This is a genomic window from Streptomyces sp. NBC_01471 (assembly GCF_041438865.1).
GTDB lineage: Bacteria > Actinomycetota > Actinomycetes > Streptomycetales > Streptomycetaceae > Streptomyces.
The window spans coordinates 420,925-444,484 of the sequence record NZ_CP109450.1 but is presented as its reverse complement, the minus strand read 5'-3'; the positions used below and the strand labels follow the sequence as shown (position 1 = coordinate 444,484).

Annotated in this window: 22 protein-coding genes and 1 pseudogene; 17 read left to right on the top strand and 6 right to left on the bottom strand. The window is 71.8% G+C overall.

All coding sequences use genetic code 11. The annotated features are described in order from the left end of the window. The first annotated feature begins 58 nt into the window (after positions 1–58). Entirely contained in the window at positions 59–688 is a 630-nt protein-coding gene (locus OG285_RS01890; protein WP_371789951.1) for a TetR/AcrR family transcriptional regulator, read from the top strand. A 152-nt stretch (positions 689–840) separates the two neighbouring features. Here the strand turns inward: OG285_RS01890 and OG285_RS01885 are convergent, their stop codons facing one another. Continuing rightward, on the bottom strand, positions 841–1,830 hold the full coding sequence (locus OG285_RS01885; RefSeq protein ID WP_371789950.1) for an MBL fold metallo-hydrolase: 990 nt from the start codon (positions 1,828–1,830) through the stop codon (positions 841–843). A gap of 217 nt (positions 1,831–2,047) precedes the next feature. On the opposite strand from OG285_RS01885, the gene OG285_RS01880 reads away from it, so the two are divergent. The 4 genes from OG285_RS01880 to OG285_RS01865 all read left to right on the top strand — a co-directional run bounded on the left by OG285_RS01880 (position 2,048) and on the right by OG285_RS01865 (position 5,302). Continuing rightward, complete coding sequence (locus OG285_RS01880; RefSeq protein ID WP_371789949.1) at positions 2,048–2,773, top strand: pyridoxal 5'-phosphate synthase; 726 nt, start codon at positions 2,048–2,050, stop codon at positions 2,771–2,773. A 239-nt stretch (positions 2,774–3,012) separates the two neighbouring features. Further along, positions 3,013–3,684: an ABC transporter permease gene (locus OG285_RS01875; RefSeq protein ID WP_371789948.1), complete on the top strand. Its 672-nt coding sequence runs from the start codon at positions 3,013–3,015 to the stop codon at positions 3,682–3,684. After that, positions 3,681–4,355: an ABC transporter permease gene (locus tag OG285_RS01870; RefSeq protein WP_371789947.1), complete on the top strand. Its 675-nt coding sequence runs from the start codon at positions 3,681–3,683 to the stop codon at positions 4,353–4,355. Before OG285_RS01875 ends, OG285_RS01870 begins: the two co-directional genes overlap by 4 nt. Next, entirely contained in the window at positions 4,352–5,302 is a 951-nt protein-coding gene (locus tag OG285_RS01865) for an ABC transporter substrate-binding protein (RefSeq protein ID WP_371793429.1), read from the top strand. Before OG285_RS01870 ends, OG285_RS01865 begins: the two co-directional genes overlap by 4 nt. A 33-nt stretch (positions 5,303–5,335) precedes the next feature. Here OG285_RS01865 and OG285_RS01860 read toward each other — a convergent pair whose 3' ends face one another. Next, positions 5,336–6,493 carry a betaine/proline/choline family ABC transporter ATP-binding protein gene (locus OG285_RS01860; RefSeq protein WP_356835279.1) on the bottom strand — a complete coding sequence of 386 codons (1,158 nt, stop codon included), beginning with the start codon at positions 6,491–6,493 and terminating at the stop codon, positions 5,336–5,338. 324 nt (positions 6,494–6,817) lie between these two features. Between OG285_RS01860 and OG285_RS01855 the strand changes: the two genes are divergently transcribed. From OG285_RS01855 to OG285_RS01820, 8 genes and pseudogenes are all read left to right on the top strand, one after another. Then, on the top strand, positions 6,818–8,356 hold the full coding sequence (locus OG285_RS01855) for a sugar ABC transporter ATP-binding protein (protein WP_371789946.1): 1,539 nt from the start codon (positions 6,818–6,820) through the stop codon (positions 8,354–8,356). Continuing rightward, positions 8,353–9,378 (top strand): ABC transporter permease, encoded by a 1,026-nt coding sequence (locus tag OG285_RS01850; RefSeq protein ID WP_356835283.1) that lies wholly within the window; start codon positions 8,353–8,355, stop codon positions 9,376–9,378. Before OG285_RS01855 ends, OG285_RS01850 begins: the two co-directional genes overlap by 4 nt. Beyond that, positions 9,375–10,388: an ABC transporter permease gene (locus OG285_RS01845; RefSeq protein WP_371789945.1), complete on the top strand. Its 1,014-nt coding sequence runs from the start codon at positions 9,375–9,377 to the stop codon at positions 10,386–10,388. Before OG285_RS01850 ends, OG285_RS01845 begins: the two co-directional genes overlap by 4 nt. After that, a complete protein-coding gene (rhaS, locus tag OG285_RS01840; protein ID WP_371789944.1) occupies positions 10,385–11,509 on the top strand; it encodes a rhamnose ABC transporter substrate-binding protein in 1,125 nt (374 codons plus the stop codon). The genes OG285_RS01845 and rhaS overlap by 4 nt, the downstream gene beginning before the upstream one ends. 67 nt (positions 11,510–11,576) lie before the next feature. Next, complete coding sequence (locus tag OG285_RS01835) at positions 11,577–13,001, top strand: arabinose isomerase (protein WP_371789943.1); 1,425 nt, start codon at positions 11,577–11,579, stop codon at positions 12,999–13,001. Between the two features lie 78 nt (positions 13,002–13,079). Continuing rightward, positions 13,080–14,378 carry an alpha/beta fold hydrolase gene (locus OG285_RS01830; RefSeq protein WP_371789942.1) on the top strand — a complete coding sequence of 433 codons (1,299 nt, stop codon included), beginning with the start codon at positions 13,080–13,082 and terminating at the stop codon, positions 14,376–14,378. Positions 14,379–14,514: 136 nt separating this feature from the next. Beyond that, positions 14,515–14,725 (top strand): annotated as a pseudogene (locus tag OG285_RS01825) (PIG-L family deacetylase); the annotation flags it as partial. Between the two features lie 83 nt (positions 14,726–14,808). Next, positions 14,809–15,642 carry an enoyl-CoA hydratase/isomerase family protein gene (locus OG285_RS01820; RefSeq protein ID WP_371789941.1) on the top strand — a complete coding sequence of 278 codons (834 nt, stop codon included), beginning with the start codon at positions 14,809–14,811 and terminating at the stop codon, positions 15,640–15,642. Positions 15,643–15,731: 89 nt separating this feature from the next. Here OG285_RS01820 and OG285_RS01815 read toward each other — a convergent pair whose 3' ends face one another. Continuing rightward, a complete protein-coding gene (locus OG285_RS01815) occupies positions 15,732–16,619 on the bottom strand; it encodes an SDR family oxidoreductase (RefSeq protein WP_371789940.1) in 888 nt (295 codons plus the stop codon). A 142-nt stretch (positions 16,620–16,761) separates the two neighbouring features. On the opposite strand from OG285_RS01815, the gene OG285_RS01810 reads away from it, so the two are divergent. The 4 genes from OG285_RS01810 (at position 16,762) to OG285_RS01795 (ending at position 20,354) form a co-directional block, all read left to right on the top strand. Beyond that, positions 16,762–17,730, top strand: a complete 969-nt coding sequence (locus OG285_RS01810; RefSeq protein WP_356835297.1) for an NADPH:quinone oxidoreductase family protein — start codon at positions 16,762–16,764, stop codon at positions 17,728–17,730. Then, on the top strand, positions 17,727–18,944 hold the full coding sequence (locus OG285_RS01805) for an acyl-CoA dehydrogenase family protein (RefSeq protein WP_371789939.1): 1,218 nt from the start codon (positions 17,727–17,729) through the stop codon (positions 18,942–18,944). Before OG285_RS01810 ends, OG285_RS01805 begins: the two co-directional genes overlap by 4 nt. Next, positions 18,941–20,032, top strand: a complete 1,092-nt coding sequence (locus OG285_RS01800; protein ID WP_371789938.1) for an acyl-CoA dehydrogenase family protein — start codon at positions 18,941–18,943, stop codon at positions 20,030–20,032. Before OG285_RS01805 ends, OG285_RS01800 begins: the two co-directional genes overlap by 4 nt. 127 nt (positions 20,033–20,159) lie before the next feature. Next, complete coding sequence (locus tag OG285_RS01795) at positions 20,160–20,354, top strand: hypothetical protein (protein WP_356835303.1); 195 nt, start codon at positions 20,160–20,162, stop codon at positions 20,352–20,354. Positions 20,355–20,491: 137 nt separating this feature from the next. On the opposite strand, the gene OG285_RS01790 is transcribed toward OG285_RS01795, so the two are convergent. The 3 genes from OG285_RS01790 to OG285_RS01780 form a co-directional block, all read right to left on the bottom strand. Then, complete coding sequence (locus OG285_RS01790) at positions 20,492–20,842, bottom strand: DUF779 domain-containing protein (RefSeq protein WP_356835305.1); 351 nt, start codon at positions 20,840–20,842, stop codon at positions 20,492–20,494. Between the two features lie 205 nt (positions 20,843–21,047). Next, entirely contained in the window at positions 21,048–22,349 is a 1,302-nt protein-coding gene (locus tag OG285_RS01785) for an MFS transporter (RefSeq protein WP_371789937.1), read from the bottom strand. 270 nt (positions 22,350–22,619) lie between these two features. Then, positions 22,620–23,549 (bottom strand): LysR substrate-binding domain-containing protein, encoded by a 930-nt coding sequence (locus OG285_RS01780; RefSeq protein ID WP_356835309.1) that lies wholly within the window; start codon positions 23,547–23,549, stop codon positions 22,620–22,622. Positions 23,550–23,560 lie beyond the last annotated feature (11 nt).

Genomic DNA, 23,560 nt, shown 5'->3' with positions numbered 1-23,560 from the left:
GGCGCACCTCGGTTTGTTAAACTCAGATATAACAAAACCGAGTGGAAGAGGCTGTGCGGTGGCGGCGAAGAAGGGCGGCGGGAAGGAAGCGCGCCGGGCGGAGCTGGGCGCGGCCGTGCAGCGTGCGCTCCTGGCGCGCGGTCTGGAGGGCCTGAGGTTGCGTGACATCGCGGACGAGGCGGGTGTCACGCCTGCCGCCGTGCTCTACTACGGCGATCTGGACTCCCTGGTCCACGAGGCCTATCAGCGGGCCATCGAGCGCTACAGCCAGGAGCGGGAGGAGGCCGCGGACCGGTTCGCCGACGCCCGCGACAAGCTCCGCTCGTGCATCGACCACGGTGTGGCCACCGGGCCCGACGACGCGCTGACCCGGCTGATGTTCGAGTACTGGCCACGTTGCCTCAGGGACGCCAGGGCCGCCGCTCTCGACAGCGCGCTGACTGAACGTCAGATCGCGGTCTACGCCAGCGTATTGGTGCTGGGTCAGGCCCAGGGTCACTTCACCCTGGAGGATCCGCCGCGTCTCCTCGCCGCCAACTTCGTCGCCATGGAGGACGGCTACCAGATGGAGGTGCTCGCCGGCCGCCGGACCCGCACCGAAGTCATCGGGGCGCTACGGGGATACGCCCGCGCCGTCACCGGCCATCGGCCGGCCGACCACCCCGACCTGCCCGGTACGCAGGGGTGAGGCGGGGCGCCGCCCACTGACGGCCCGCGCCGTCGGCGGGCGGCGCCCCGCCCCCGTGCTCCCATCGGTGCCGGCTCTTCGTGTCATGGCGCCGCGGCTCACGCGTTGCTCCGGGGCCCTCGGCAGGTCGAAGAGGCGTCTGCCGTGCTGATTCAGGGGGCAGTTGCCGCTGTTGCCTCGGCTGTCGTCGGAGCGGTGCCGGAGCGGCTCCAGGCGATCCGCGCCGCGGATCCCACCAGGCCCACGAGGTCGGGATCGGAGGTGTCGCCGTTGAGGTGGCGCCACTCGCCGGCGAGGGTGATGGCCATCCGTTCGGCGAGGCCCAGCCCCGGATAGCGGTCCTCGTCGATCAGGATCTCCGCCGCCTCGACGGGGGTCCTGCCCTGGCCGTGCATCAAGAGGGCCTGTCCGGCGAGGTCTTCGAGGTACTCGATGTAGGCGATGAGTCCGCCGGGGTTCAGGACGGGGCCGTGGCCGGGGACGATCCACTCGGGTTTCAGATCCAGGATCCTTCGGCAGGCGGCTGCCGTGTTCTCCAGTGGTCCGGCCCAGTGGCACGGGTGGTCGCCGGCGAAGACGACATCGCCGGCGAAGACGACTCTCTGCTGGGGAAGGTGGACCACCAGGTCGCCCACGGTGTGGGCGGGGCCCACCTCGTGCAGTTCGACGGGCGTGTCACCGACGCGCAGGTCCAGCCGGCCGTCGAACGTCCTGGTCGGAGCCTGGACTGTGATGCCGCTGAAGTCGAACCGTCCGAAGTGCTGCCGGAAGTACCAGCCCAGGGGGTGGTCGGGGTCGGTGTTCTCGATCAGGGCCCGCAACTGCTCGGGGGTGGGCTCGAAGCATTGGTGTTCGAGGGTGCGGCGGGTGGCGATGAACTCGGCGCCGACGACCCGCTGGTTGCCCCAGGTGTGGTCACCGTTGCCATGGGTCGAGACAACCGTGCGGATCCGGGCTCCGCTGCCGGCGGCGCTGCGGGCCGCCGAGAGGAACTCGTCGGTCAGGTCCAGGGAGTACGGGGTGTCGACCAGCAGGGCGTCCCCGCCCGACGAGATCAGGCCACAGTTGGCCAGGCCCCAGGTCCGGTGGCCTTCCGGTGCCCACAGGTGAACGCCGGGAGCCAACTGGCTAAGAGAAGTCATGGTCGTACATTCTGGCCCACCGGGCGGTACGAGCGGAAACCGGCCTCCCCACAGCCGTGGGGATCCGGTGGGGCGCTGCGGCTTCCGCCCGGGCACCACCGGACTCGAACGGGACGAAGGGCCGCCGACGGGGACGTGTGGAGCCTCTCCACGGAGGTATGTTCAATGACGGAACTAACCGCACCGGACACCCGGCACACCGACGGATGGAGTGACAGTGGGTCAGCACCTCGCGGATACGGCGGCGGACGGCGGCGGCACGGTCGTACCCGGTGCGGGAGGGCTGCCCGCGGGCGGTCTGCGCGAGCTGCTCCGGGGCCTCGACGTCCTCTCGGGCGAGCTGCCCGTGTTCGACCCGGGCGCCGCCCCGCCGGACCCCGCCGCGCTCTTCACCGAATGGCTTCTGGGGGCTGTGGCGGCGGGGGTGCCCGAACCGCACGCGATGACGCTCTCCACCGTGGACCGTCAGGGCAATCCCTCCGCACGCGTGCTGATCCTCAAGGGCCTGGACGCGAACGGCTGGAAGTTCGCTGTGCACGACGAGAGCCCGAAGGGCCGGGAGCTGGCCGCCCGCCGGAGCGCCGCGCTCACCTTCTACTGGCCCCTCCAGGCGCGGCAGGTGCGGGTACGGGGGCCGGTGGCCGGTGAGTCCGCCGAGCAGAGCGCTGCGGACTTCCTGGCCCGCTCACCGGCGGCCCGCGCCGAAGCGCTGCTCGGCAGGCAGAGCAGCCCGCTCCAGGACCTGGCGGAACGGGACGAGGCGACCCGGAAGTCCCTGGAACAGGTCGATCGTGAACCGGGCCTCGTTCCGCCGGAGTGGACGCTCTACGCGCTGCGTCCCGAGAGCGTCGAGTTCTGGCAGGGGGACGGCGACCGCCGGCACACCCGGCTCAGCTACCACCGTGACGGCGAAGGATGGGACAGGCGCCTGCTGTGGCCATGACCGTCGCCGGGAGCGGCCTTCGCCGTACTGCCGGTCCTGCGTGCCGGGAGCCGCGCGGACCCCGGGTTCCCTGACCCGGTCTTCACCGGCGAGTTCGCCCCGGTGGCCGCGCCCGAACGGCCCAGGACTCCGGACTGCCCGCGGCCGCCCTGCCCCGGAGCCCCGGCCGGCCCTCGCCCGCACACCCGAACGGGCCATCACGACGGGCACCACCCCCGGCGGCCGACTGCAATGGACGGATGACCGCGCCTCCGCACGACTGCCTCGCGCGCAACGAGTGGATCTGCGGTGCCTATCTGTCGACCCGCAGATCCATCCTCTGGGACGCGGTCCTCCAGCACCTCCAGCTGACGGCGGTCTCCGTGCTGGTCGGGCTGGTGCTCGCCGTTCCCCTCGCGGTGGCGGCCCGCCGCTGGCGGTGGGCCGCCGGTCCGGTGCTCGGGGTCACCACCGTGCTCTACACGATCCCGTCCCTCGCGATGTTCTCGCTGCTCCTGCCGGTGTACGGCCTCTCCGCCTCGCTCGTGATCGCCGGTCTCGTCCTCTACTCGCTCACCCTGCTGGTGCGGAACATCCTCGCCGGGCTGCGCGCCGTTCCCGAGGAGACCCGGCAGGCCGCCCGGGGGATGGGATACGGGCCGATCCGGCTGCTCCTCGCCGTCGAGCTCCCCCTCTCGCTCCCGGCCGCGATGGCGGGACTGCGTATCGCGACCGTCTCGGCGGTCTCGCTCGTCACGGTGGGCGCCATCGTCGGATACGGCGGCCTCGGCAACCTCATCTACAGCGGAATGAACAGCTTCTTCAAGGCCCAGGTACTGACCGCCTCCGTGCTCTGTGTACTCATCGCCGTCGCCGCCGATCTCGTACTCCTCGGTGTGCAGAGGCTGCTCACGCCGTGGACCCGCGTATGAACACCCTCTCCTCCGCCTGGTCCTGGCTCACCAGCTCCGCCAACTGGTCCGGCGACGGCGGAATCACCCACCGGCTCACCCAGCACCTCTACCTCACCGTCGTCTGTCTCGCGCTGAGCTGCCTGATCGCCCTGCCGGTCGCCGTGGTGCTCGGTCACATCGGCAAAGGCGGCGCGCTCGCCGTCAACATCTCCAACGTCGGGCGTGCCGTCCCCACCTTCGCCGTGCTCGTCCTGCTCCTGCTCACCCCGCTCGGCAGGCACGGCGACTGGCCGACCGTCATCGCGCTGGTGCTCTTCGCCGTACCGCCGCTGCTCACCAACGCCTATGTCGGGATGCGCGAAGTCGACCAGGACGTCGTCAGGGCGGCCCGGGGGATGGGGATGACAGGACGACAACTGCTGTTCCACGTGGAACTGCCGCTTGCGTCGCCCCTGATCCTCACCGGGATGCGGATCGCCGCCGTGCAGCTCGTCGCCACGGCCACCCTCGCGGCGCTCGCCGGCGGCGGCGGTCTCGGACGGATCATCACCGCCGGCTTCAATCTGGCCTCCACGCCGCAGGTCGTCGCGGGTGCGCTGCTGGTGGCAGTGTTCGCGCTGCTGGTGGAGACCCTGTTCGTGATCGGCCAGCGGCTGGCGCCCGCGTGGGCGAGAGGCAGTACGGAGTGAGGGCGCGCAAGGCCGTGCCCCGGCTGGTGCCCGGCGTGCTCCTGCTGACCGTCGCGGCCTGTAGCACCGGACCCACCCTGGAGAACCGCGGAACGGTCACGGCGCCGCCCGGCGACAGCAAGCAGTTGACCATCGGCACCGCGGGCTTCACCGAGAGCGATCTGCTCGCCCAGATGTACGCGCTGCTGCTCCACCGGGCCGGATACCGCACGGACATCCTGTCCGTGACCAACAGGGAACTCTACGAACCGGCCCTGGAGAGCGGGCAGATCGACGTCGTACCGGAGTACGCCGCCACCTTCGCCGACTGGCTGAACACCAAGGTGAAGGGCTCGGGAGCGCCGCCCGCCGGATCGCCCGATCTCAGGGCCACCATGAAGGCCCTGCGCGCCCTGGCGGCCCCGCGCGGCCTCACGGTCCTGGATCCGGGCCGGGCGGTCGACCAGAACGCCTACGCGGTCACCGCGCCCTACGCCGCCCGCCACCGTCTGAGGACCCTCAGCGATCTGGGGGAGTCCAAGCTCCCGGTGAGGCTCGCCGCCGGTGACGAATGCGTCCAGCGTCCCTACTGCGAGCCCGGGCTCAAGAAGACCTACGGGATCCGCATCACCGGGATCGACCCCAAGGGCGTCGGTACCACCCCGGCCAAACAGGCCGTGCAGAACGGTCAGGACCAGATGGTGCTGACCACGACCACGGACGCCACCCTCGGTGCCTTCGGACTCGTCATCCTCCGGGACGACAAGCACCTGCAGAACGCCGACTACATCGTGCCCGTCGTCAACCGGTCCCGCGCCGGGAGCCGCGGGGTCGCCGGCGCGCTCGACCGGCTCAACTCCGTGCTGACCACCAAGGACCTGGCATCGCTCAACCAGCAGGTGGACAGCTGGCGGCGGCTGCCCCAGGACGTCGCCAAGAACTACCTGCGGGCGAAACACCTGCTCTGAACGGCCTTTCCCCGCAGGGAGGTTCCCGCCCGCTCACGCGTCCGAGACGGACTTGAACTCCACCTCGTCCCGCGTGACGCCGTGCGCGTCCGCGTCCACCGAGCGCCGCAGCGCCTCGTGCAGTTTGGCCGGAGTCAGCACGCCGAGGAAGCGGTCGCCGTCCAGCACCGCCACCCACCCCGCGTCGTGCTGCAGCATCTCGCTGAACGCCTGCTTCAGTGGCGCCCCCACCGGTACCCAGGCCTCCATCCGGCGGGCCAGCGGGCCCACGGCGCCACCCGCCCCCGGGAGGGAGTCGGCGGCCACCCAGCCGTGCAGTCCGCCGTCCTGCCGAAGGACCACGGCCCACCGTGCCCCTTCGGTGCGCAGGCGCCCGGCGACCGTCCCGGCCGTTTCGTCGATGCGGGCCACGGGCGGCTGTTCCAGGTCGTCCGTCTCGATCCGGGTGACGGAGAGCCGCTTCAGCCCGCGGTCGGCACCCACGAACTCGGCCACGTAGGGAGTCGCCGGAGTACCGAGCACCGCTCCCGGGGTGTCGAACTGCTCGATGCGCCCCTCCCCGTACACGGCGATCCGGTCGCTCATCCGCACGGCCTCCTCGATGTCGTGGGTCACCATCAGCACCGTTTTGCGCACCGTCGCCTGGAGCTTGAGGAACTCGTTCTGCAGCCGCTCGCGCACCACGGGATCGACCGCGCCGAAGGGTTCGTCCATCAGCAGGACGGGCGGATCGGCGGCGAGGGCCCTGGCCACCCCGACCCGCTGCCGCTGGCCCCCGGACAGCTGCGACGGGTAGCGGGACCCGTAGGTACCGGGGTCCAGTCCGACCAGGTCGAGGAGTTCGGCGGCGCGCTCCCTGGCCCTGGCCTTCTTCCAGCCGACCAGGGCGGGCACGGTGGCGGTGTTGTCGAGGACCGTCCGGTGCGGGAAGAGGCCGACCTGCTGGATGACGTAGCCGATGCCGCGCCGCAGCCGGACCGGATCGATGCCGGAGATGTCCTCGCCGTTCACCAGGATCCGGCCGGAGGTCGGTTCGATGAGCCGGTTGACCATCATCATCGTGGTCGTCTTGCCGCACCCCGACGGGCCGACGAGGGTCACCAGTTCGCCCTCCGCGACCTCGAACGACAGATCGTTCACGGCCGCCGTGCCGTCCGGGTAGACCTTGCCGACCCGCTCGAACTCGATCATGGATCAACGCTAACCGCCGCGGCCGTACCGCGCTCACCAGCGGCACCTGCGGGGGACCGGGCCGCGGTGCGCGGTGCCCGCCACCGGACCGGGCCTGTCCGGTTGATGGTCCTGTCGGCCGACCGTATGAATCGTTTCAGTATCCCGAGGGGATGGCTGTTTGTCCAGAGCGGATTCCATGGGCACCCCGACGTGCCGGACGCGGCGAAATTTTCTGTTGCACGCCCATTGACGTGGGGCGAACGGCGCCCCTAGCTTCCGTGCAATCGAGTTGAAACCTTTCATGTGTTCGAGACGCATGCCCTCAGCAACCGAGGAGCTTCCATGACCCAGTCCGACCCGGGCGCGGGCCCTGCTCCCGTGCTCGCGCTGGAGGACGTCTCCAAGTCCTTCGGCGCGGTTCGGGCCCTCCAGGACGTCTCCCTGCATCTGTTCGCCGGTGAGGCCCACGCCCTCGCGGGTGAGAACGGGGCGGGCAAATCAACCCTCATCAAGATCCTCGCCGGTGTGTACAGAACCGGCTCCGGCCGGATCCTGCTGGACGGCGAACCCGTCGAGTTCCACGGACCGGCCGACGCCCGCGACGCCGGTGTCGCCGTCATCTACCAGGAGCCGACGCTCTTCCCCGATCTGTCCATCGCCGAGAACATCTTCATGGGCCGTCAGCCGCGCCGGGCGCTGCGCCGTATCGACCGCAGGGCCGTGCACGAGGCGACCGCCGCACTGATGCGCAGGCTCGGTGTGGCACTCGACCCCGCGCGGCCCGCGCGCGGGCTGTCCATCGCGGACCAGCAGATCGTCGAGATCGCCAAGGCGCTCTCCTTCGACGCCCGCGTCCTGATCATGGACGAGCCGACCGCCGCCCTCACCGGGAGCGAGGCCGCCCGGCTCTTCGCGGTGGTGGAGACACTGCGCGGTGAAGGCGCCGCCGTCCTCTTCATCTCGCACCGGCTTGAGGAGATGTTCCGGCTCTGCCGGCGCGTCACCACGCTGCGCGACGGACGGCTGGTCGCCACCGAGCTCCTCGAAGGACTGACCGAGGACGACCTCGTACGCCGGATGGTGGGCCGCGACCTCGGCGAGCTCTACCCCAAGCAGCCGGCCGCGCTCGGCGAGACCGCCCTGTCCGTCAGCAGACTGACCCGCGAAGGCGTCTTCCGTGACATCAGCTTCGACGTGCGCCGCGGCGAGATCGTCGCGCTCGCCGGGCTCGTCGGCGCCGGGCGCAGCGAGGTCGTCCAGGCGGTCTTCGGGGTCGACCGGGCGGACGCGGGCGAGGTGACCGTGAACGGACGGAAGCTGCAACCCGGTTCACCCACCGCCGCGATGGACGCCGGGATCGCCCTGGTCCCCGAGGACCGGCGCCAGCGCGGTCTCGTCATGGAGATGTCGATCGAGCGCAACATCGGCCTCACCGGACTCGGCAGCCTCGGCCGCGCGGGGCTGGTCCGCCGGACGCTGGAGACCGCGCGGGCCGCGGACTGGGCGGTGCGGCTCCAGCTCAAGTACTGCAGGCTCGGCGACAGCGTCGGAGTGCTCTCCGGGGGCAACCAGCAGAAGGTCGTGCTCGCCAAGTGGCTGGCCACCGAGCCCAAGGTGCTCATCATCGACGAACCCACCCGCGGTATCGACGTGGGCACGAAGGCCGAGGTTCACCGGCTGCTCTCCGGGCTCGCCGCCGAAGGGCTCGCCGTCCTGATGGTCTCATCCGATCTGCCGGAGGTCCTGGGCATGGCGGACCGGGTGCTGGTCATGCGCGAAGGGCGGCTGGTGGCCGAAATACCCCGCACGGCCGCCACCGAGGAGTCGGTGATGGCCGCTGCGGCGGGACGCGGCGGCACCGAGGAGGACGCGGCGGCATGACCACCACCCTCGACAAGCCCCTGCCCGCACCGGACTCCGCGCGCTCGCTGCTCGACACCGTCTTCCGGGCCCGCGAACTGAGCATCGGCGGCGCGCTGGTGCTCCTCATCCTCTGCACCTGGCTCGCCAACCCCGGCTTCCTCGACGACCAGGGCATCAAGGACCTGCTGCTCAACTCCTCGATCCTGGTCCTCCTCGCCGTCGGCCAGTCCGTCGTCGTCATCACCCGCAACATCGACCTCTCGGTCGGCTCGGTCACCGGTCTGACGGCCTTCGCCTGCGGCCACTTCGCCTCCGGCACCGACCACAGCGCCATCACCGTGGTCCTGCTGGGACTCGGGCTCGGTGTCGTCTGCGGCCTCGTCAGCGGAGCGCTCGTCAGCTTCGGACGGGTGCCCGCGCTGGTCGTCACGCTCGGCATGCTGTACGTCGTCCAGGGCGTCGACCACGCCTGGGCGCACGGTGAGCAGATCAACGCCGTCAACGTCCCCGACGGCGTGCTCTCGCTCGGTACCGGCAGCGTGCTCGGCATCCCCTATCTGCCCCTGATCTCCGCCGCGGTCCTCGCCGGGACCGCGTACTACCTGCGGACCTACCGCAGCGGGCGCGAGCTGTACGCCATCGGCTCCAGCCCCGAGGCCGCCCGCCTCGCGGGCATCCCGGTCCGCCGCAGGATCCTCGGCGCGTACGCCTTCTCCGGCGCGGTCGCCGGATTCGCCGGAGCTCTCTGGCTCGCCCGTTTCGGCACCGTCGTCGCGGACGCGGCCAACGGCTGGGAGCTCACCGTGGTCAGCGCCGTCGTCGTCGGCGGGGTCGCGATCACCGGCGGCACCGGCGCCGTATGGGGAGCGGCGCTCGGCGCGCTGCTGCTCACCACCATCGGCAGCGCCCTGGTCGTGCTGAAGGTGGACTCCTTCTGGCAGCAGGCCATCACCGGCGTGCTGCTGCTGGCGGCCATCACCACCGACCGCATCGTGCAGGTGCGCACCACGAGCGCCCTGCGGAAGAGGAGCAGGCGATGACGACCCTCACCAAATACGTGCGCTGGGACACCGTCGTCACCGTCCTCCTGGTCGCCGTCTTCCTGGCGGGCGCGGGCACCACCGACGGCTTCGCCGACACCTCCAACCTCTCCGCCGCGCTCGACGACACCGCGGAGATCGCGCTCATCGCCCTGCCGATGACGCTGCTGGTCGTCGCCGGGCAGGTCGACCTCTCGGTGGCGTCGATGCTCGGGCTCTCCAGCGCACTGGCCGGGGCCCTGTGGGACGCGGGCTGGACCTTCGAACTGATCGTGCCCGTCTGCCTGCTGGTCGGTGCGGCGGGCGGCGTGCTGAACGGCTGGCTGGTCACCCGCATCGGACTTCCCTCGCTGGCGGTGACCATCGGAACGCTCACCCTCTACCGGGGCCTCGCGTCGGTGGTCCTGGGGGACAAGGCCGTCGCCGACTTCCCGGACGCGTACGCGAAGTGGGCGGCGTACACCAGGACGGTGCCCGGCACGTTCGTGCCGTACCCCGTCGCCCTGTTCATCGTGCTGGCCGTGATCACCGCCGTGGTGCTGCACTGCACCGGGTTCGGGCGCTCGCTCTTCGCCATCGGCGCCCAGGAGGACGCGGCGTACTTCGCGGGCATCCGGGTCAGGCGCATCAAGATCGCACTGTTCGCGGTGTCCGGGCTCGTCGCCTCCTTCGCCGGGATCGTCTACACGCTGCGCTACGGCAGCGCCCGTGCCGACAACGGCATCGGCCTCGAACTCACCGTCATCGCCTCGGTCCTGCTCGGCGGAGTCGACTTCGACGGCGGAAAGGGAACGCTCGGCGGCGCGGTCGCCGGGGTCCTGCTGATCGGACTGCTCGGCAATCTGCTCACCCTCAACGATGTGTCCAACGAGGTCCAGGTGATCGTCACCGGCCTGCTGCTCATCGCGTCCGTCCTCACTCCGCGCGTCATCACCGCGGTCTCCGAACGGCGCAGCATCCCCGACCAACTCCCCGACCAGACACCATTCGAGAGGCCCTCCACATCATGAACCTCCGCAACCGGAACCTCCGTGCCACGCGTCCGCGCACCCGCGCGCTCGCCGTCACAGCCGTGGTCTGCTCCCTCGCTCTCGCGGGCTGCTCGGGAACCACCAAGGACTCGGTGAAGAACGACGACAAGCCGGCCGAGAGCGGCCAGAAGGCCAACCCGGACGCCCCGCTCAAGAAGGGGCTCAAGCTGGCCTTCCTCCCGAAGCAGATCAACAACCCGTACGAGCAGATCGTCGACAACGCGGGAATCGCCGCCGCCAAGGAGTTCGCCGCCGGCGGCAAGGAGGTCGGTCCGTCCGACGCCAAGGCGTCCTCCCAGGTCTCGTACATCAACACCCTCACCCAGCAGCGGCAGAACGCCATCCTCATCGCGGCCAACGACCCCAACGCGGTGTGCGGCCCGCTCAAGCAGGCGATGAAGCAGAACATCAAGGTCGTCGCGTACGACTCGGACACCGCCAAGGACTGCCGGCAGATCTTCATCAACCAGGCGAGCTCCGAACAGATCGGCCGTACCCAGATCCAGCACATCGCCGAGCAGCTGCACCACAAGGGCCAGATCGCGATCCTCTCGGCCACCCAGAACGCGACGAACCAGAACACCTGGATCTCGTACATGAAGGACGAGCTGAAGAAACCGGCGTACAAGAACATGAAGCTGGTGAAGGTCGCCTACGGGGACGACGACGACCAGAAGTCCTTCCAGGAGACGCAGGGACTGCTCAAGGCCTACCCGAAGCTGAAGGGCATCATCTCGCCCACGACGGTCGGCATCGCCGCGGCCGCCCGGTACATCAGCGCCTCCTCGTACAAGGGCAAGGTCGTCGTGAACGGTCTGGGCACCCCCAACCAGATGCGCAAGTACGTCAAGGACGAGACCGTCGCGCAGTTCGCGCTCTGGGACCCCAAGAAGCTCGGCAAGCTCGCGTCGTACGCGGCGGCGGCGCTCGCCTCCGGGCAGATCACCGGGGCCGAGGGCGAGAAGTTCAAGGCCGGAGACCTGGGCGACTACACCGTCGGCAAGGACGGCGAGGTCATCCTCGGACCGCCCACCGTCTTCGACAAGGCCAACATCGACCGGTTCAACTTCCGATCCCGCCGGGCCTGCCGGGCCTTCTGAACCCTGAGGCACAGCACCCCGCACCCAGCGATCACACCGCACGGACCGGACGGGAGCACTGGACCGCATGACCGCACGGACACCCGCCGTCGCCCGCAGGCCCAAGGTCGGACTCGTAGCGGGCGGGCTCGGCGCGTACTGGCCGCAGTTCCCGGAACTGCTCCCGCAGTTGCGCCGCTCCGCCGCCAGGGTGGCGGAGCGGTTGCGCGGACTCGGCGCGGAGGTGGTGGATGCCGGATTCGTCTCCGACGCGCAGGAGGGCGCCGAAGCGGCGGAGCGGCTGCGCGCCGCGGGATGCGACCTCATCGTCTGCTTCCTCGCGACGTATCTGACCGCCACCATGCTGGTCCCGGTGGCCCAGCGCAGCGGCGCTCCCGTCCTGCTCGTCAACCTCCAGCCCACCGAGGCGATGGACCACGGCTCCTTCGGCACCGGGGACTGGCTGGCGTACTGCGGCGCCTGTCCGCTGCCGGAGATGGCCGGCACCTTCGAGCGGGTGGGGGTGGAGTTCCGCTCGGTCTCCGGACACCTGGAGGACGAGCGGGCCTGGGAGCGGATCGGCCGCTGGGTCCGCGCGGCCGGTGTGCGGGCCGTGCTGCGGCAGGGCCGGCACGGACTGCTGGGGCACCTCTATCCGGGGATGTACGACGTGTCCACCGACCTCACCATGGTCCCGGGCACTCTCGGCGGACATGTCGAGGTGCTGGAGATCGACGACCTGCGGGTCCGGGTCGAGCAGGCGGACGACGACGCGACCGGGTCGAGGCTCGCGGAGACCCGGCGGCTCTTCGAGATCGACGGCTCCGTCGCACCCGGCGATCTGGCCTGGGCGGCCAGGGTGTCCGCCGGTCTCGACCGGCTCGTCGCCGACTTCGACCTCGACTCGCTCGCGTACTACCACCGCGGACTCGACGGCGACATCCACGAACGGCTGGGCGCCGGGCTCACCCTGGGCGCCTCACTGCTGACCGCACGCGGGATCCCGGTCTGCGGCGAGTACGAACTGCGCACCTCGCTGGCCATGCTGATCGCCGGCCGGCTCGGCGCCGGCGGCTCCTTCACCGAACTCCAGGCGCTCGATTTCCGCGCGGGGATCGTCGAGATGGGCCACGACGGCCCCGGTCATCTCGCCATCAGCGACGGACGCCCGCTGCTGCGCGGTCTCGGGGTGTTTCACGGCAAGCGCGGCTGGGGGGTCTCCGTCGAGTTCGACGTGCGGCACGGCCCGGTCACCCTGGTCGGGCTCGGGCAGACCCGCGACGGCCGCTACCGGATCGTCGCCGCCGAGGGCGAGGTCGTCGGCGGCCCGCGGCTGAAGATCGGCAACACCACGTCCCGGGTCGACTTCGGGGTGGACCCGGGGGAGTGGACCGACGCCTGGAGCGCGAGCGGTGTCGGACACCACTGGGCGCTCGCCACTGGGCGGCTGCTGCCCGACCTGCGGGCGCTGGCCGGTCTGGGCGGTCCGGAACTGGTGGAGGTCACCGTCTGATCCGGTCCGCCGGGCATGGCGTATCGCGGACCGGGATGGTGGATCATGAGGGTGCCGCACGTCCGACCAGGAGTACCGATGACCCGTTACCACCAGCCCGGCCTCGTCCTCACCGACCACCGGTTCCAGGTTCCCCTCGACCATGCGCAGCCGGACGGGGAACAGATCGAGCTGTACGCCCGCGAGGTCGTCGCATCCGACAAGGCGGACGCCGGCCTCCCGTGGTTGCTGTACCTCCAGGGCGGCCCCGGATTCGGTGCGAACCGGTTCCACGGGAAGCAGGCCTGGCTCGGCCGCGCCGTACAGGAGTTCCGGGTGCTACTGCTCGACCAGCGCGGCACCGGATCCTCCACGCCCGTCAACCGCCAGACCCTCCCCCTGCGCGGCGGCCCCGCCGAGCAGGCCCGCTATCTCGGGCACTTCCGCTCCGACTCGATCGTCCGGGACTGCGAGCGCATCCGCCCGCGGCTCACCGGCGGTGCGCCGTGGACCGTACTCGGCCAGAGCTTCGGCGGGTTCTGCGCCGTCCGCTACCTCTCAGCGGCGCCCGAGGGTCTCGCCGCCGCACTGATCACCGGCGGTCTTCCCACACTCGACGGGCACGCGGACGACGTCTACCGGGCCGCCTACCCCCGCATCGCCCGCAAGACGGCCGCGCACTACGCCCGCTACCCGCAGGATGTCGCGGGTGCCCGCCGCATCGCCGCCCATCTGCGCGCCAACCGCCCGGTGCTGAACAGCGGTTACACCCTTACCGTCGAAGCCTTCCAGTCCCTGGGCATCGCACTGGGCGGCGGGGAGGGCAGCCACGCCCTGCACTACCTCATCGAGGACGCCTTCGTCGAGACCGCGCAGGGCCCGCAGCTCTCCGACGCCTTCCAGGAGAGGGTGCACGCCGCGCTCTCCTTCGCCGCGCACCCGCTGTACGCGCTGGTGCACGAGTCGGCCTACGGGCAGGACAGCGGCCCCACCGCCTGGTCGGCCGAGCGGGTGCGCACCGAATTCCCGGCCTTCGACGCGGACGTGGCCCTCGCGGGCGACGTCCCGCTGCCCTTCACCGGCGAGTCCGTGCACCCCTGGCACTTCGAGGTGGATCCGGCCCTGCGCCCGCTGCGCGAGACCGCCGACCTGCTCGCCGCTCGTGCGGACTGGCCCCGGCTCTACGACCGGGACCGGCTCGCGGCGAACGAGGTGCCGGTCGCCGCCGCCGTCTACCACGACGACATGTACGTCGACACGGAACAGGCGCTGCGCACCGCCCGGTCCATCCGGGGGCTGCGCACCTGGGTCACCGACGAGTTCGAGCACGACGGGCTCAGGGCCGGCGGGCCGCGGGTGCTCGACCGGCTGCTCGCCCTCGTCCGGGGCGAGATCTGAGCGTTGCCACCGGCGACCGGTGGGCGATCATACGGTGAGGACTGAGCAGTTGGAACCCGTGCCAACGCCGGTGCCGCCGCCGTCGCGGGGTGGACGGTCGAGGGGCGGGACATCCTTCCGTCTCATCGCCACGCGCGGCGAGGCGGGAAACCGCTGGATCTTCCCCGAGCGGGCCACGCGGGGGCTCCAGCCGTGGAACGGCGTGCGCCGGGTGGCGGTCGCCGGACCGGTCTCACTCACGCACGCGGTGGACGTACGGTCGTACCTTCCTGACCGCAAACACCAAGGCGGCGAGCGCGCGGTTCGGCGGCAGGCCGGCGGTCCCCTTCGAGGTCTTCCGGCGCTGAACTGCACCCCCTAGTCTGATGGGCCGTCAGTTATGGCGTCCCGGGCCGGGCGGGGGACCGGGGCAGCGGCCCAGGGGGTGCGGATGATTGACACGCTGAGCACGGACGTCCCGGACGGCGAGGAGCGCATCACTCTGCGGGTCGAGGACGGGGTGGCGGTCCTCACGCTCTGCTGCCCCGAGCGGCTCAACGGCTGGAGCTGGGAGTCGAGCCGCCAGCTGGGTCTGCTGGCCGACCGTATCCGCTTCGACCCGGCGGTCCGGGTCGTGCTGCTGCGTGCGGACGGGCGCGCGTTCTGCGCGGGCATCGACGTCACGGCCCCCGGTGGCGCGATCACCGGACGGTCCCCGGCCGAGCGCACCCAGCGCTACTACGAGGGCATCCGCTGGGTGCACGAGCGTTTCGCGGTCTTCGCGGGACTCCCGCAGCCGGTGGTGGCCGCCGTGCAGGGCTACTGCCTCGGGTTCGGCTTCGAGCTGGCCCTGTTGGCGGACATCCGGGTCGCGGCCGACGACGCGGTGTTCGCGCTCCCCGAAGCGCAGCTCGGCGTCGCCGTCGACGCGGGCGGAGACCTGCGGATCGCCAGGGAGGCCGGGGCGGGCTGGGCCAAGTTCCTGGCGCTGACCGGGCGCCGTATCGACGTCCGCACCGCGGAACGCCTCGGGCTCGTCCAGCTGGTCGTGGAACGCGCGCGGCTGGACACCGCCGCACGGGAGGTCGCGGCCGGGATCGCGGCCAACGCACCGCTCGCGGTCCGCGCCGTGAAGCGCGACATCGACGCCTTCGCAGACGCGGGTCTGGCCGCCGCTCTGGACCGTACGGCCATGGCTGCCGCCCTCACGCTGACATCCGAGGACGTCCGGGAGGGGTACGCGGCCGGAGCGGCCCGCCGGGAGCCGGGGTTCGAGGGCCGTTAGGGCCCAGGCCCGGTGCCGCCATCAGGCCCGGACCGCAGGGCTCGCCCGAATCGGGGGACCGGGCCGTCAGGGCGTACCCGCCCGGTGCTTCACGGCGTGAACGGTCCCCGCCCGAGTTGTTCGCGCACAGTCACCACCGGAGCGCCGACCAGCCCGCGCCGCTGCCAGTTCGCGCCGTCCACCACCAGGGTGTGCCCGGAGATGAAGCGTGCGTACGGTGAGGCCAGGAAGGTCGCGGCCCAGCCCAGCTCGTGCGGCTCGCCGACCCGCAGGGCCGGCTGCCGTACGCCCTTGTCGTCGGCGCCGTCCAGATGGCCGCGGATCGCTCCGGGCAGATCCGCGTGCGGGAAGAGCCCCGGCACCAGGCCGTTGACCTGGATGCCGTACGGCCCCCACTCCACCGCCAGGGTCTCGACCAGGTTCTTCACCCCCGCCTTGGCGGCGGCGGAGTGCGCGAATCCGGGTCCGCCGGTCCAGGCGTAGGAAGCACCCACATTGATCACCGATCCGCCGGTTCGCGCCGCCAGGTGCCTGCGGCCGAACTCGCGCGTCATGAACCAGGTGCCGGTGAGCGTGGTGTCGAGCACCGCGCGCCAGGCGTTCGGCGACATGTCCTCGGCGGGGACGGGGAAGTTGGCCGCTGCGCTGTTCACCAGCACTGTGGGCAGTCCGACAGCCGATTCGGCCGCGTCGAACGCCCCGGCCACCCGCTCCGGCTCCCGGATGTCGCACACGGCGCTCACCACGCGCCCGCCCAGCGCTCCCAGTTCCTCGCGCGCCCGTTCCAGCCGCTCCGCGTCGCGTCCGACGACGACCAGCGCGGCGCCGAGCCGCGCGAACTCGGCGGCCATCGCCTTCCCGAGCCCCGAGCCGCCGCCCGTCACCATCACTACGCTCCCCTCGTAGGTGCCCGGTGGCAGTGCGCTTACGCCGGGCGGGGGAGGGGCGGGCAGTCCCGGGCAGCCGTAGTCCGTCATGGGGCATCGATACCGCCTGCGCCCTGAAACCTCCAGAGCCCCGGCGGTGCGGAACCGGTCGGCGGGGACGGTTCACAGCGGAGCAAGCGACCGCTTAGTATGCGCTGAGCGCAGTACAGCCTACGGTGTGTGGAGGCCTCTGATGCAGGCATGGCAAGTGCACGAGAACGGCGAGCCCGGCGCGGTCATGCGCCTCGACGAGGTGGCGGAGCCGCAGGCCGGCCCGGGTCAGCTCAAGCTGAAGGTCCTGGCCGCCAACATCAACTTCCCCGACGCGCTGCTCTGCCGGGGCCAGTACCAGGTGCGCCCGCCGCTGCCGTTCACGCCGGGCGTGGAGGTCTGCGGCGAGACCGCCGACGGCCGCAGGGTGATCGCCAACCCGGCGCTGCCGCACGGCGGTTTCGCCGAGTACGTCGTCGTCGACGAGGCCGCTGTGCTCCCGGCACCTCCCGCGCTGGACGACGCGGAGGCCGCCGCGCTGCACATCGGCTATCAGACGGGCTGGTTCGGCCTGCACCGCCGCGCACACCTCCGGAGCGGCGAGACGCTCCTGGTGCACGCGGCGGCGGGCGGTGTCGGCAGCGCCGCAGTCCAGCTGGGCAAGGCCGCCGGTGCCAGGGTCATCGGTGTGGCCGGCGGCCCGGAGAAGGCCCGCATCGCCGCGGAGCTGGGGTGCGACCTGGTCATCGACCGGCGCACCGACGACATCATCGCCCAGGTCAAGGAGTTCACCGGGGGCCGCGGCGCTGACGTGGTCTACGACCCGGTCGGCGGCGACGCGTACGCCAAGTCGGTCAAGTGCGTGGCTTTCGAGGGCCGGATCGTGGTCGTCGGGTTCGCCAGCGGCGTCATCCCGACCGCCGCGCTCAACCACGCGCTGGTGAAGAACTACACGATCATGGGCCTGCACTGGGGCCTGTACGCGCAGAAGGACCCCGCGTCCATCGGCCGCTGCCACGCCGAGCTGACCGCGCTCGCCGCCGAGGGGACCGTCAAGCCGCTGGTCTCCGAGCGGGTCGCGCTCAAGGACGCGGCAGCAGCGGTCCAGCGGGTCGCCGACGGCATCACCACAGGACGTGTCGTGATCGTCCCGGAAGGGGCGGCCCGATGACGGAGAACAGCCCGCTGCCCGACACCGCCGCACAGCCGGACGCCGACGCACTGCGGCTGCGTACCCGCGAACTGCTCGCGGCGCACCCTCCGGCGTCCACCGGCCGCACCGACTTCCTGCGCGCCCGGTTCGACGCCGGGCTCGCCTGGGTGCACTACCCGCAGGGGCTGGGCGGTCTCGGCGTGCCGCGCGCGCTCCAGTCCGTCGTGGACGCCGAGCTGGAGGCCGCGGAGGCACCCGACAACGACCCGCGCCGGATCGGCATCGGCCTCGGCATGGCCGCGCCGACGATCCTGCGCTACGGCACGGACGAGCAGAAGCGCCGCTTCCTGCGCCCCCTCTGGGTCGGCGACGAGGTGTGGTGCCAGCTCTTCAGCGAGCCGGGCGCCGGGTCCGACCTCGCGGCCCTGGCGACCCGCGCCGTGCGCGACGGTGACCACTGGACCGTCACCGGACAGAAGGTCTGGACCTCCAGCGCCCATCTCGCGCGCTGGGCCATCCTCATCGCCCGCACCGACCCCGACGTGCCCAAGCACCGGGGAATCACGTACTTCATCTGCGACATGACCGACCCGGGCGTCGAGGTGCGGCCGCTGCGCCAGATCACCGGCGAGGCCGAGTTCAACGAGGTGTTCCTGACGGAGGTACGGATCCCCGACGCCCACCGGCTCGGTCCGGTGGGCGACGGCTGGAAGGTCGCCCAGACCACCCTGATGAACGAGCGGGTCTCCATCGGCGGCTCCCGTGTCCCGCGCGAGGGCGGCATGATCGGCCCCGTCGTCACGACCTGGCGCGAGCGGCCCGAACTGCGCACGCACGATCTCCACCAACGTCTCCTCGGACTCTGGGTGGAGGCCGAGGTCGCCCGCCTCACCGGTGAACGGCTGCGCCAGCAGCTCGTCGCGGGCCAGCCCGGCCCCGAGGGCTCCGGCATGAAGCTCACCTTCGCCCGTCTCAACCAGGAGATCAGCGGCCTCGAAGTCGAACTCCTCGGCGGGGAAGGGCTGCTGTACGGCGACTGGACCATGCGCCGCCCCGAAATGGTCGACTTCACCGGACGCGACGCCGGCTACCGCTATCTGCGCTCCAAGGGCAATTCCATCGAGGGCGGCACCAGCGAGGTGCTGCTCAACATCGTCGCCGAGCGCGTGCTCGGGCTGCCTTCCGAGCCGCGCAACGACAAGGACGCCGCCTGGAAGGACCTGGCCCGATGACCGACCTCCTGTACTCCGAGACCGAGGACGACCTGCGCTCCGCCGTCCGCTCGCTGCTCGCCGACCACTGCGGCGCACCGGAGCTGCTGGCCGCCGTGGAGTCCGGCGCCCCCGGCGAACTGCGGCTGTGGACCGGCCTGGCCGCGGAGATGGGGCTGGCCGGACTGCTCGTACCGGAGAAGCTCGGCGGTCAGGGCGCCACGCACCGGGAGGCCGCGGTGGTCCTTGAGGAGCTGGGGCGCAGCGTCGCGCCGGTGCCTTATCTGACCAGTTCGGTCGTGGCGACCGAGGTGCTCACCGCGCTCGGGGCCCGCAACGCCGCGGCCACCGAACTGCTGGCCACGCTCGCCTCCGGGGAGTGCGTCGCGGTGCTCGCCGTGCCGCTGAGCACCGCGCCCGGCTCCGTGGTCCCGTTGCCCGGCCTGACCGGCTCGGTGAGCGGGGTCGCCGACGCGGCAGCGGCGCAGGTGCTGCTCGTCCCGACGGCCGACGGTCTGTACGCGGTCGGGGCGCGTGACCCGGGCGTCACCGTCACGCCACTGGTCCCGCTCGACCTCACCCGCCCGCTCGCCACCGTCACTCTCGACGGGGCGCAGGGCAACCTCCTGGCGGGCGCGGAGGATTCACGGGCCGCGCTGGACCGGGGGCTGGTCGCCGGGGCCGGACTGCTCGCGTCGGAGCAGCTGGGGCTCGCCGAGTGGTGTCTGGAGGAAACCGTCCGGTACACGCGCGAGCGCCACCAGTTCAACCGGCCCGTCGGTGGGTTCCAAGCGCTCAAGCACCGGATGGCGCAGCTCTGGCTGGAGATCGTCTCGGCTCGCGCCGCCTCCCGTAACGCGGCTGACGCGCTCGCCACCGGCAGCCCTGAGAAGGCTCTCGCGGTCTCGGTCGCGCAGGCGTACTGCAGCCGCGTCGCGGTGCACGCCGCCGAGGAGTGCGTCCAACTGCACGGCGGTATCGGCATGACGTGGGAGCATCCCGCGCATCTCTACCTCAAGCGCGCCAAGTCCGATGCGGTGGCGCTCGGTTCGGCGGGGGCGCACCGCGAGGCGCTGGCGGAGCTGGTCGACCTGCCGGGGCCGCGGTAGCCGGAGCCCGACCATTACAGCGAGTCAACACCCGTACGGCGTACAGGTCTTACGCCCGAAACAGGGGTCCCCTCCGCCACACTTACGGCCGAATGCCGCATACCCGGTGTGGCGGAGGAGGACGACCATGGCCATCTCGATCTCACTTGTGCTGCTGCTCGTGGTCCTCGCGGGGATCTTCCTCCGTGGCGGCGGACTCAAGCTCTCCCATGCGATCGTCTGCGCTCTTCTCGGCTTCACGCTGGCCAGCACCAGCCTCGCCCCGACCATCCAGCAAGGGGTCACGGGCACCGCGGACATGGTCGCCAACATCAAGCCCTGAGGCTCCCGGACGCCTGGGTCCGGACAGGGCCAAGCCGGCGAGTGCGGTGACCGCGGCGGCCCGGCGGACGCCGGCAGCCGGACGGCACACTTCCCGGGAGCTGAGCCGGTCGCGGGCGCGCGTGCGGCCCCCGCCGGTCAGATCAGCCGGGACCGGATGAGGAACCTGACCCCTTCCGGGGCTTCCAGCGAGAAGCCGCTGCCCCGGCCCTCCACGACGTCGAGGATGAGCCGGGTGTGGGCCCACACCTCCTGCTGACTCGCCGAGATCCAGAACGGGACGGGCTCGGCCACGCCGTCCACCACGAGCGACTCCAGGAGGATGTCCGAGCCTCCGGTACGGAACTCCCCGGCCGGATAGCACATGGGGGCGCTGCCGTCGCAGCAGCCGCCCGACTGATGGAACATCAGCGGGCCGTGGATACCGCGCAGTCTGCGCATCAGATCGGCGGCGGCGGAGGTGAACTCCACCCGCGGGGCGTCGGACATCGCACTCTCCCGGTTGTCGCTCGACCGGCAATGGGCCGCCCGGCCCGCGCCCGAGTGGGCCGGGCTCCGCCCAGTCAACCTCCGGCAACGTTGCGAGGAGGTTGCACGAGGACGATCGGGAGCCGAATCGGTGTGTTCCCCGTACCGCTGAACCGCTCCCGGATCGGCTCCGCGGTCACGCGGGTACGCGGGTACGCGCGAGCGGTCAGCGCCCTGGGCGGGCCGGCGGCGAGGCAGCCGGCGGGCCGGTGCGGTGCGGTACGGGGAGAGCCGGCGCCGCGGGCGGGTACCGTCCGCTCGTCGCGGTCGCCGCCGCTACGAGGGCTGCCGTCGCCGTCGCCGCGCAGCTGACGACGGACGGCGCACCCGGACCGTAGGCGTCCGCCAGGCGGCCAGCGACCATCACGCCCACGGACTGCGCCACCAGAACACTGCTCACCAGCAGGGCCATGGCCTCGCCGATCCGTTCGCGGGCGACGATCCGCTCGGTGAGACCGAACACGGTGATGATGTGCGGGGCGATGGCCGCGCCCACCAGCGGCACCGCGAGGGCGAGGGAGCCGATGGAGTCCGCCGGCAGCAGCGGCAGCGAGGTCGCGAGCATGGCCGCGGTCGCCAGGCGAAGGCGCAGGGGCAGCCCGATCCGGGCGGGCAGGGCGGCGGTCGCGACCCCCGCCAGGGCGCTGACCCCACCCAACAGGGCGTAGAGCAGCCCCGCCGCACCCGGGCTGCCGAGGTGAGTGGCCGTTGCCGACACTCCGGCCTGCACCGAGCCGAAGAGCAGGCCCTGCATGGACATGCTGCACATCAGGAGGGCCAGCGCGGGCGACATCAGCGGGGCGTGCCCCCGGCCGCCGGCGGGCGGGCCACTGCCCGCCGGAGCCGAGGGGTGGACGGCGAAGAGGGTGCCGCAGACCCCGACGAGCACCGCGGCCAGCACCAGGGCGGGCGCCGGTGCCACAAGGGCGGCCAGGACGCCCGTCACCGCGGGTCCGAGAGTGAAGGAGACCTCGTCGGCGGTGCCGTCGAAGGACAGCGCCGAACCGATGAGCCGCTCCTCTCCGGGCTTCCCCCTCACCATCGACAGCCAGCGGCCGCGTGCCAGCGGCCCGACCTGTGGGACGGTCAGCCCCACCACCGCGGCGAAGGCGATCTGAAGCACCACCGGCCGGCCGGTGACAGCCGCCGTCACGAGGGCCAGGATGGCCGTCGCGTTGACCAGCGATGCGGCCAGGATGACGGTCCGCTGGCCCCGGCGGTCGGCGAGCCGCCCGACGACCGGCCCGCCGGCTGCCTCACCCAGTGCCAGCGCCCCGCTCACCAGCGAGGCGTCCCCGATGCTGCCGGTCTCCGTGCCGACCAGCAGGAGAGTGCCGATCGGGCACATCGCGGCGGGCATTCTGCCGAGGAACGCCACGGCCGGCAGCCAGGGGCCGATCACCGACAGCAGCTCGCGGAACCGGGCGACGACCGGCACCGCCGCCGTCTCTCCTCCTGGCCCGCTCACGATAGGTTCGCAGCCGAACAGGGGTCTGCCCGCCACCACTTCGCTGACCGGCCCATCGTCCCGTTCGTCGGCGGCACTCCGATGTTCCCCTTCCGGACAGCTGTGCCGTGGACGCTACGGACCGTGGAGGCACCTCCGCTACCGGCGGCAGCGACAACGGGATCACCTCGACGAGGGCTGCTTCATGGAGAATCCTCCAAGGGCGCCCTGGCGGTGAGGGGAAGACCGCCCCGACCGCCACTTCAGCTGAGCCGCAGCCCACCGCCCGCGCTACCGGTGCTTGGCCACCCGGAGCAGGTGGAGCGCCGGCTCAGGCAGTTCGCGGCCCTTGGGCCAGACCGCGTGCAGGACCCGGTGCAGCCGGACGGACGGATCGACCTCGACCTCGACCAGCCGCCCCGACGCCACGTCCTCGCGCACGGCCAGGGCGGAGAGTGCCGCCGGGGCCAGCCCGCGGGCTGCCGCACTGCGCAGCGGGGCGGTGGAGCCGAGTTCCAGGACCGGGACGGCGATTCCGTCGTACGGGCGCAGCGCCCGCTCCAGCGTCTCCCGGGTGCCGGAGCCCGCCTCCCGCAGCAGCAGCGGGGTGTCGGCCAGTTCGCGCCCGGTGAGGGCGCTGCGCCGGTGCGTCCAGGGGTGACCGGGCGCCACCACGACGGCGAGCCGGTCGCGTCCCACCGCTGAGCGGTGCAGATCGTCGGGGACCCGGGGCCCCTCGACGAAACCCAGGTCGCAGCTCCCGCGGCGCAGTGCCTCGACCACTCCCCAGCTGTTGGTCACCGTCAGCCCCACGTGGGCGTCCGGTGCGCTGTCCCGCAGGGTGACGAGCCAGCCCGGCATCAGCTCCTCCGCGATGGTGAGGCTGGCCGCGACATGCAGCCGGCTGTCCTGTCGCGACCGCAGCGCCGCGGCCCCCTCGACCAGCGCCGAGGCCTGTTCGAGCACCGCGCGGGCCCAGTCGGTCACCACCGCCCCGGCCGGGGTGAGCCGGGACCCCGCGGTGGAGCGGTCGAGGAGATGGAGCCCGAGGTGGCGCTCCAGTGTGCGCATCCGCGCACTGGCCGACGGCTGGCTGATGAGCATCCGGGCCGCGGCCCTGCCCAGGCTTCCGGTCTCCGCCACGGTGACCAGCAGTTGCAGCGACTGCAGATCGGGCAGGGGCCGCTGCCCGCTGTCCCGGGTCTCGCCGCGTTCACTCACCGGTGCTCCCT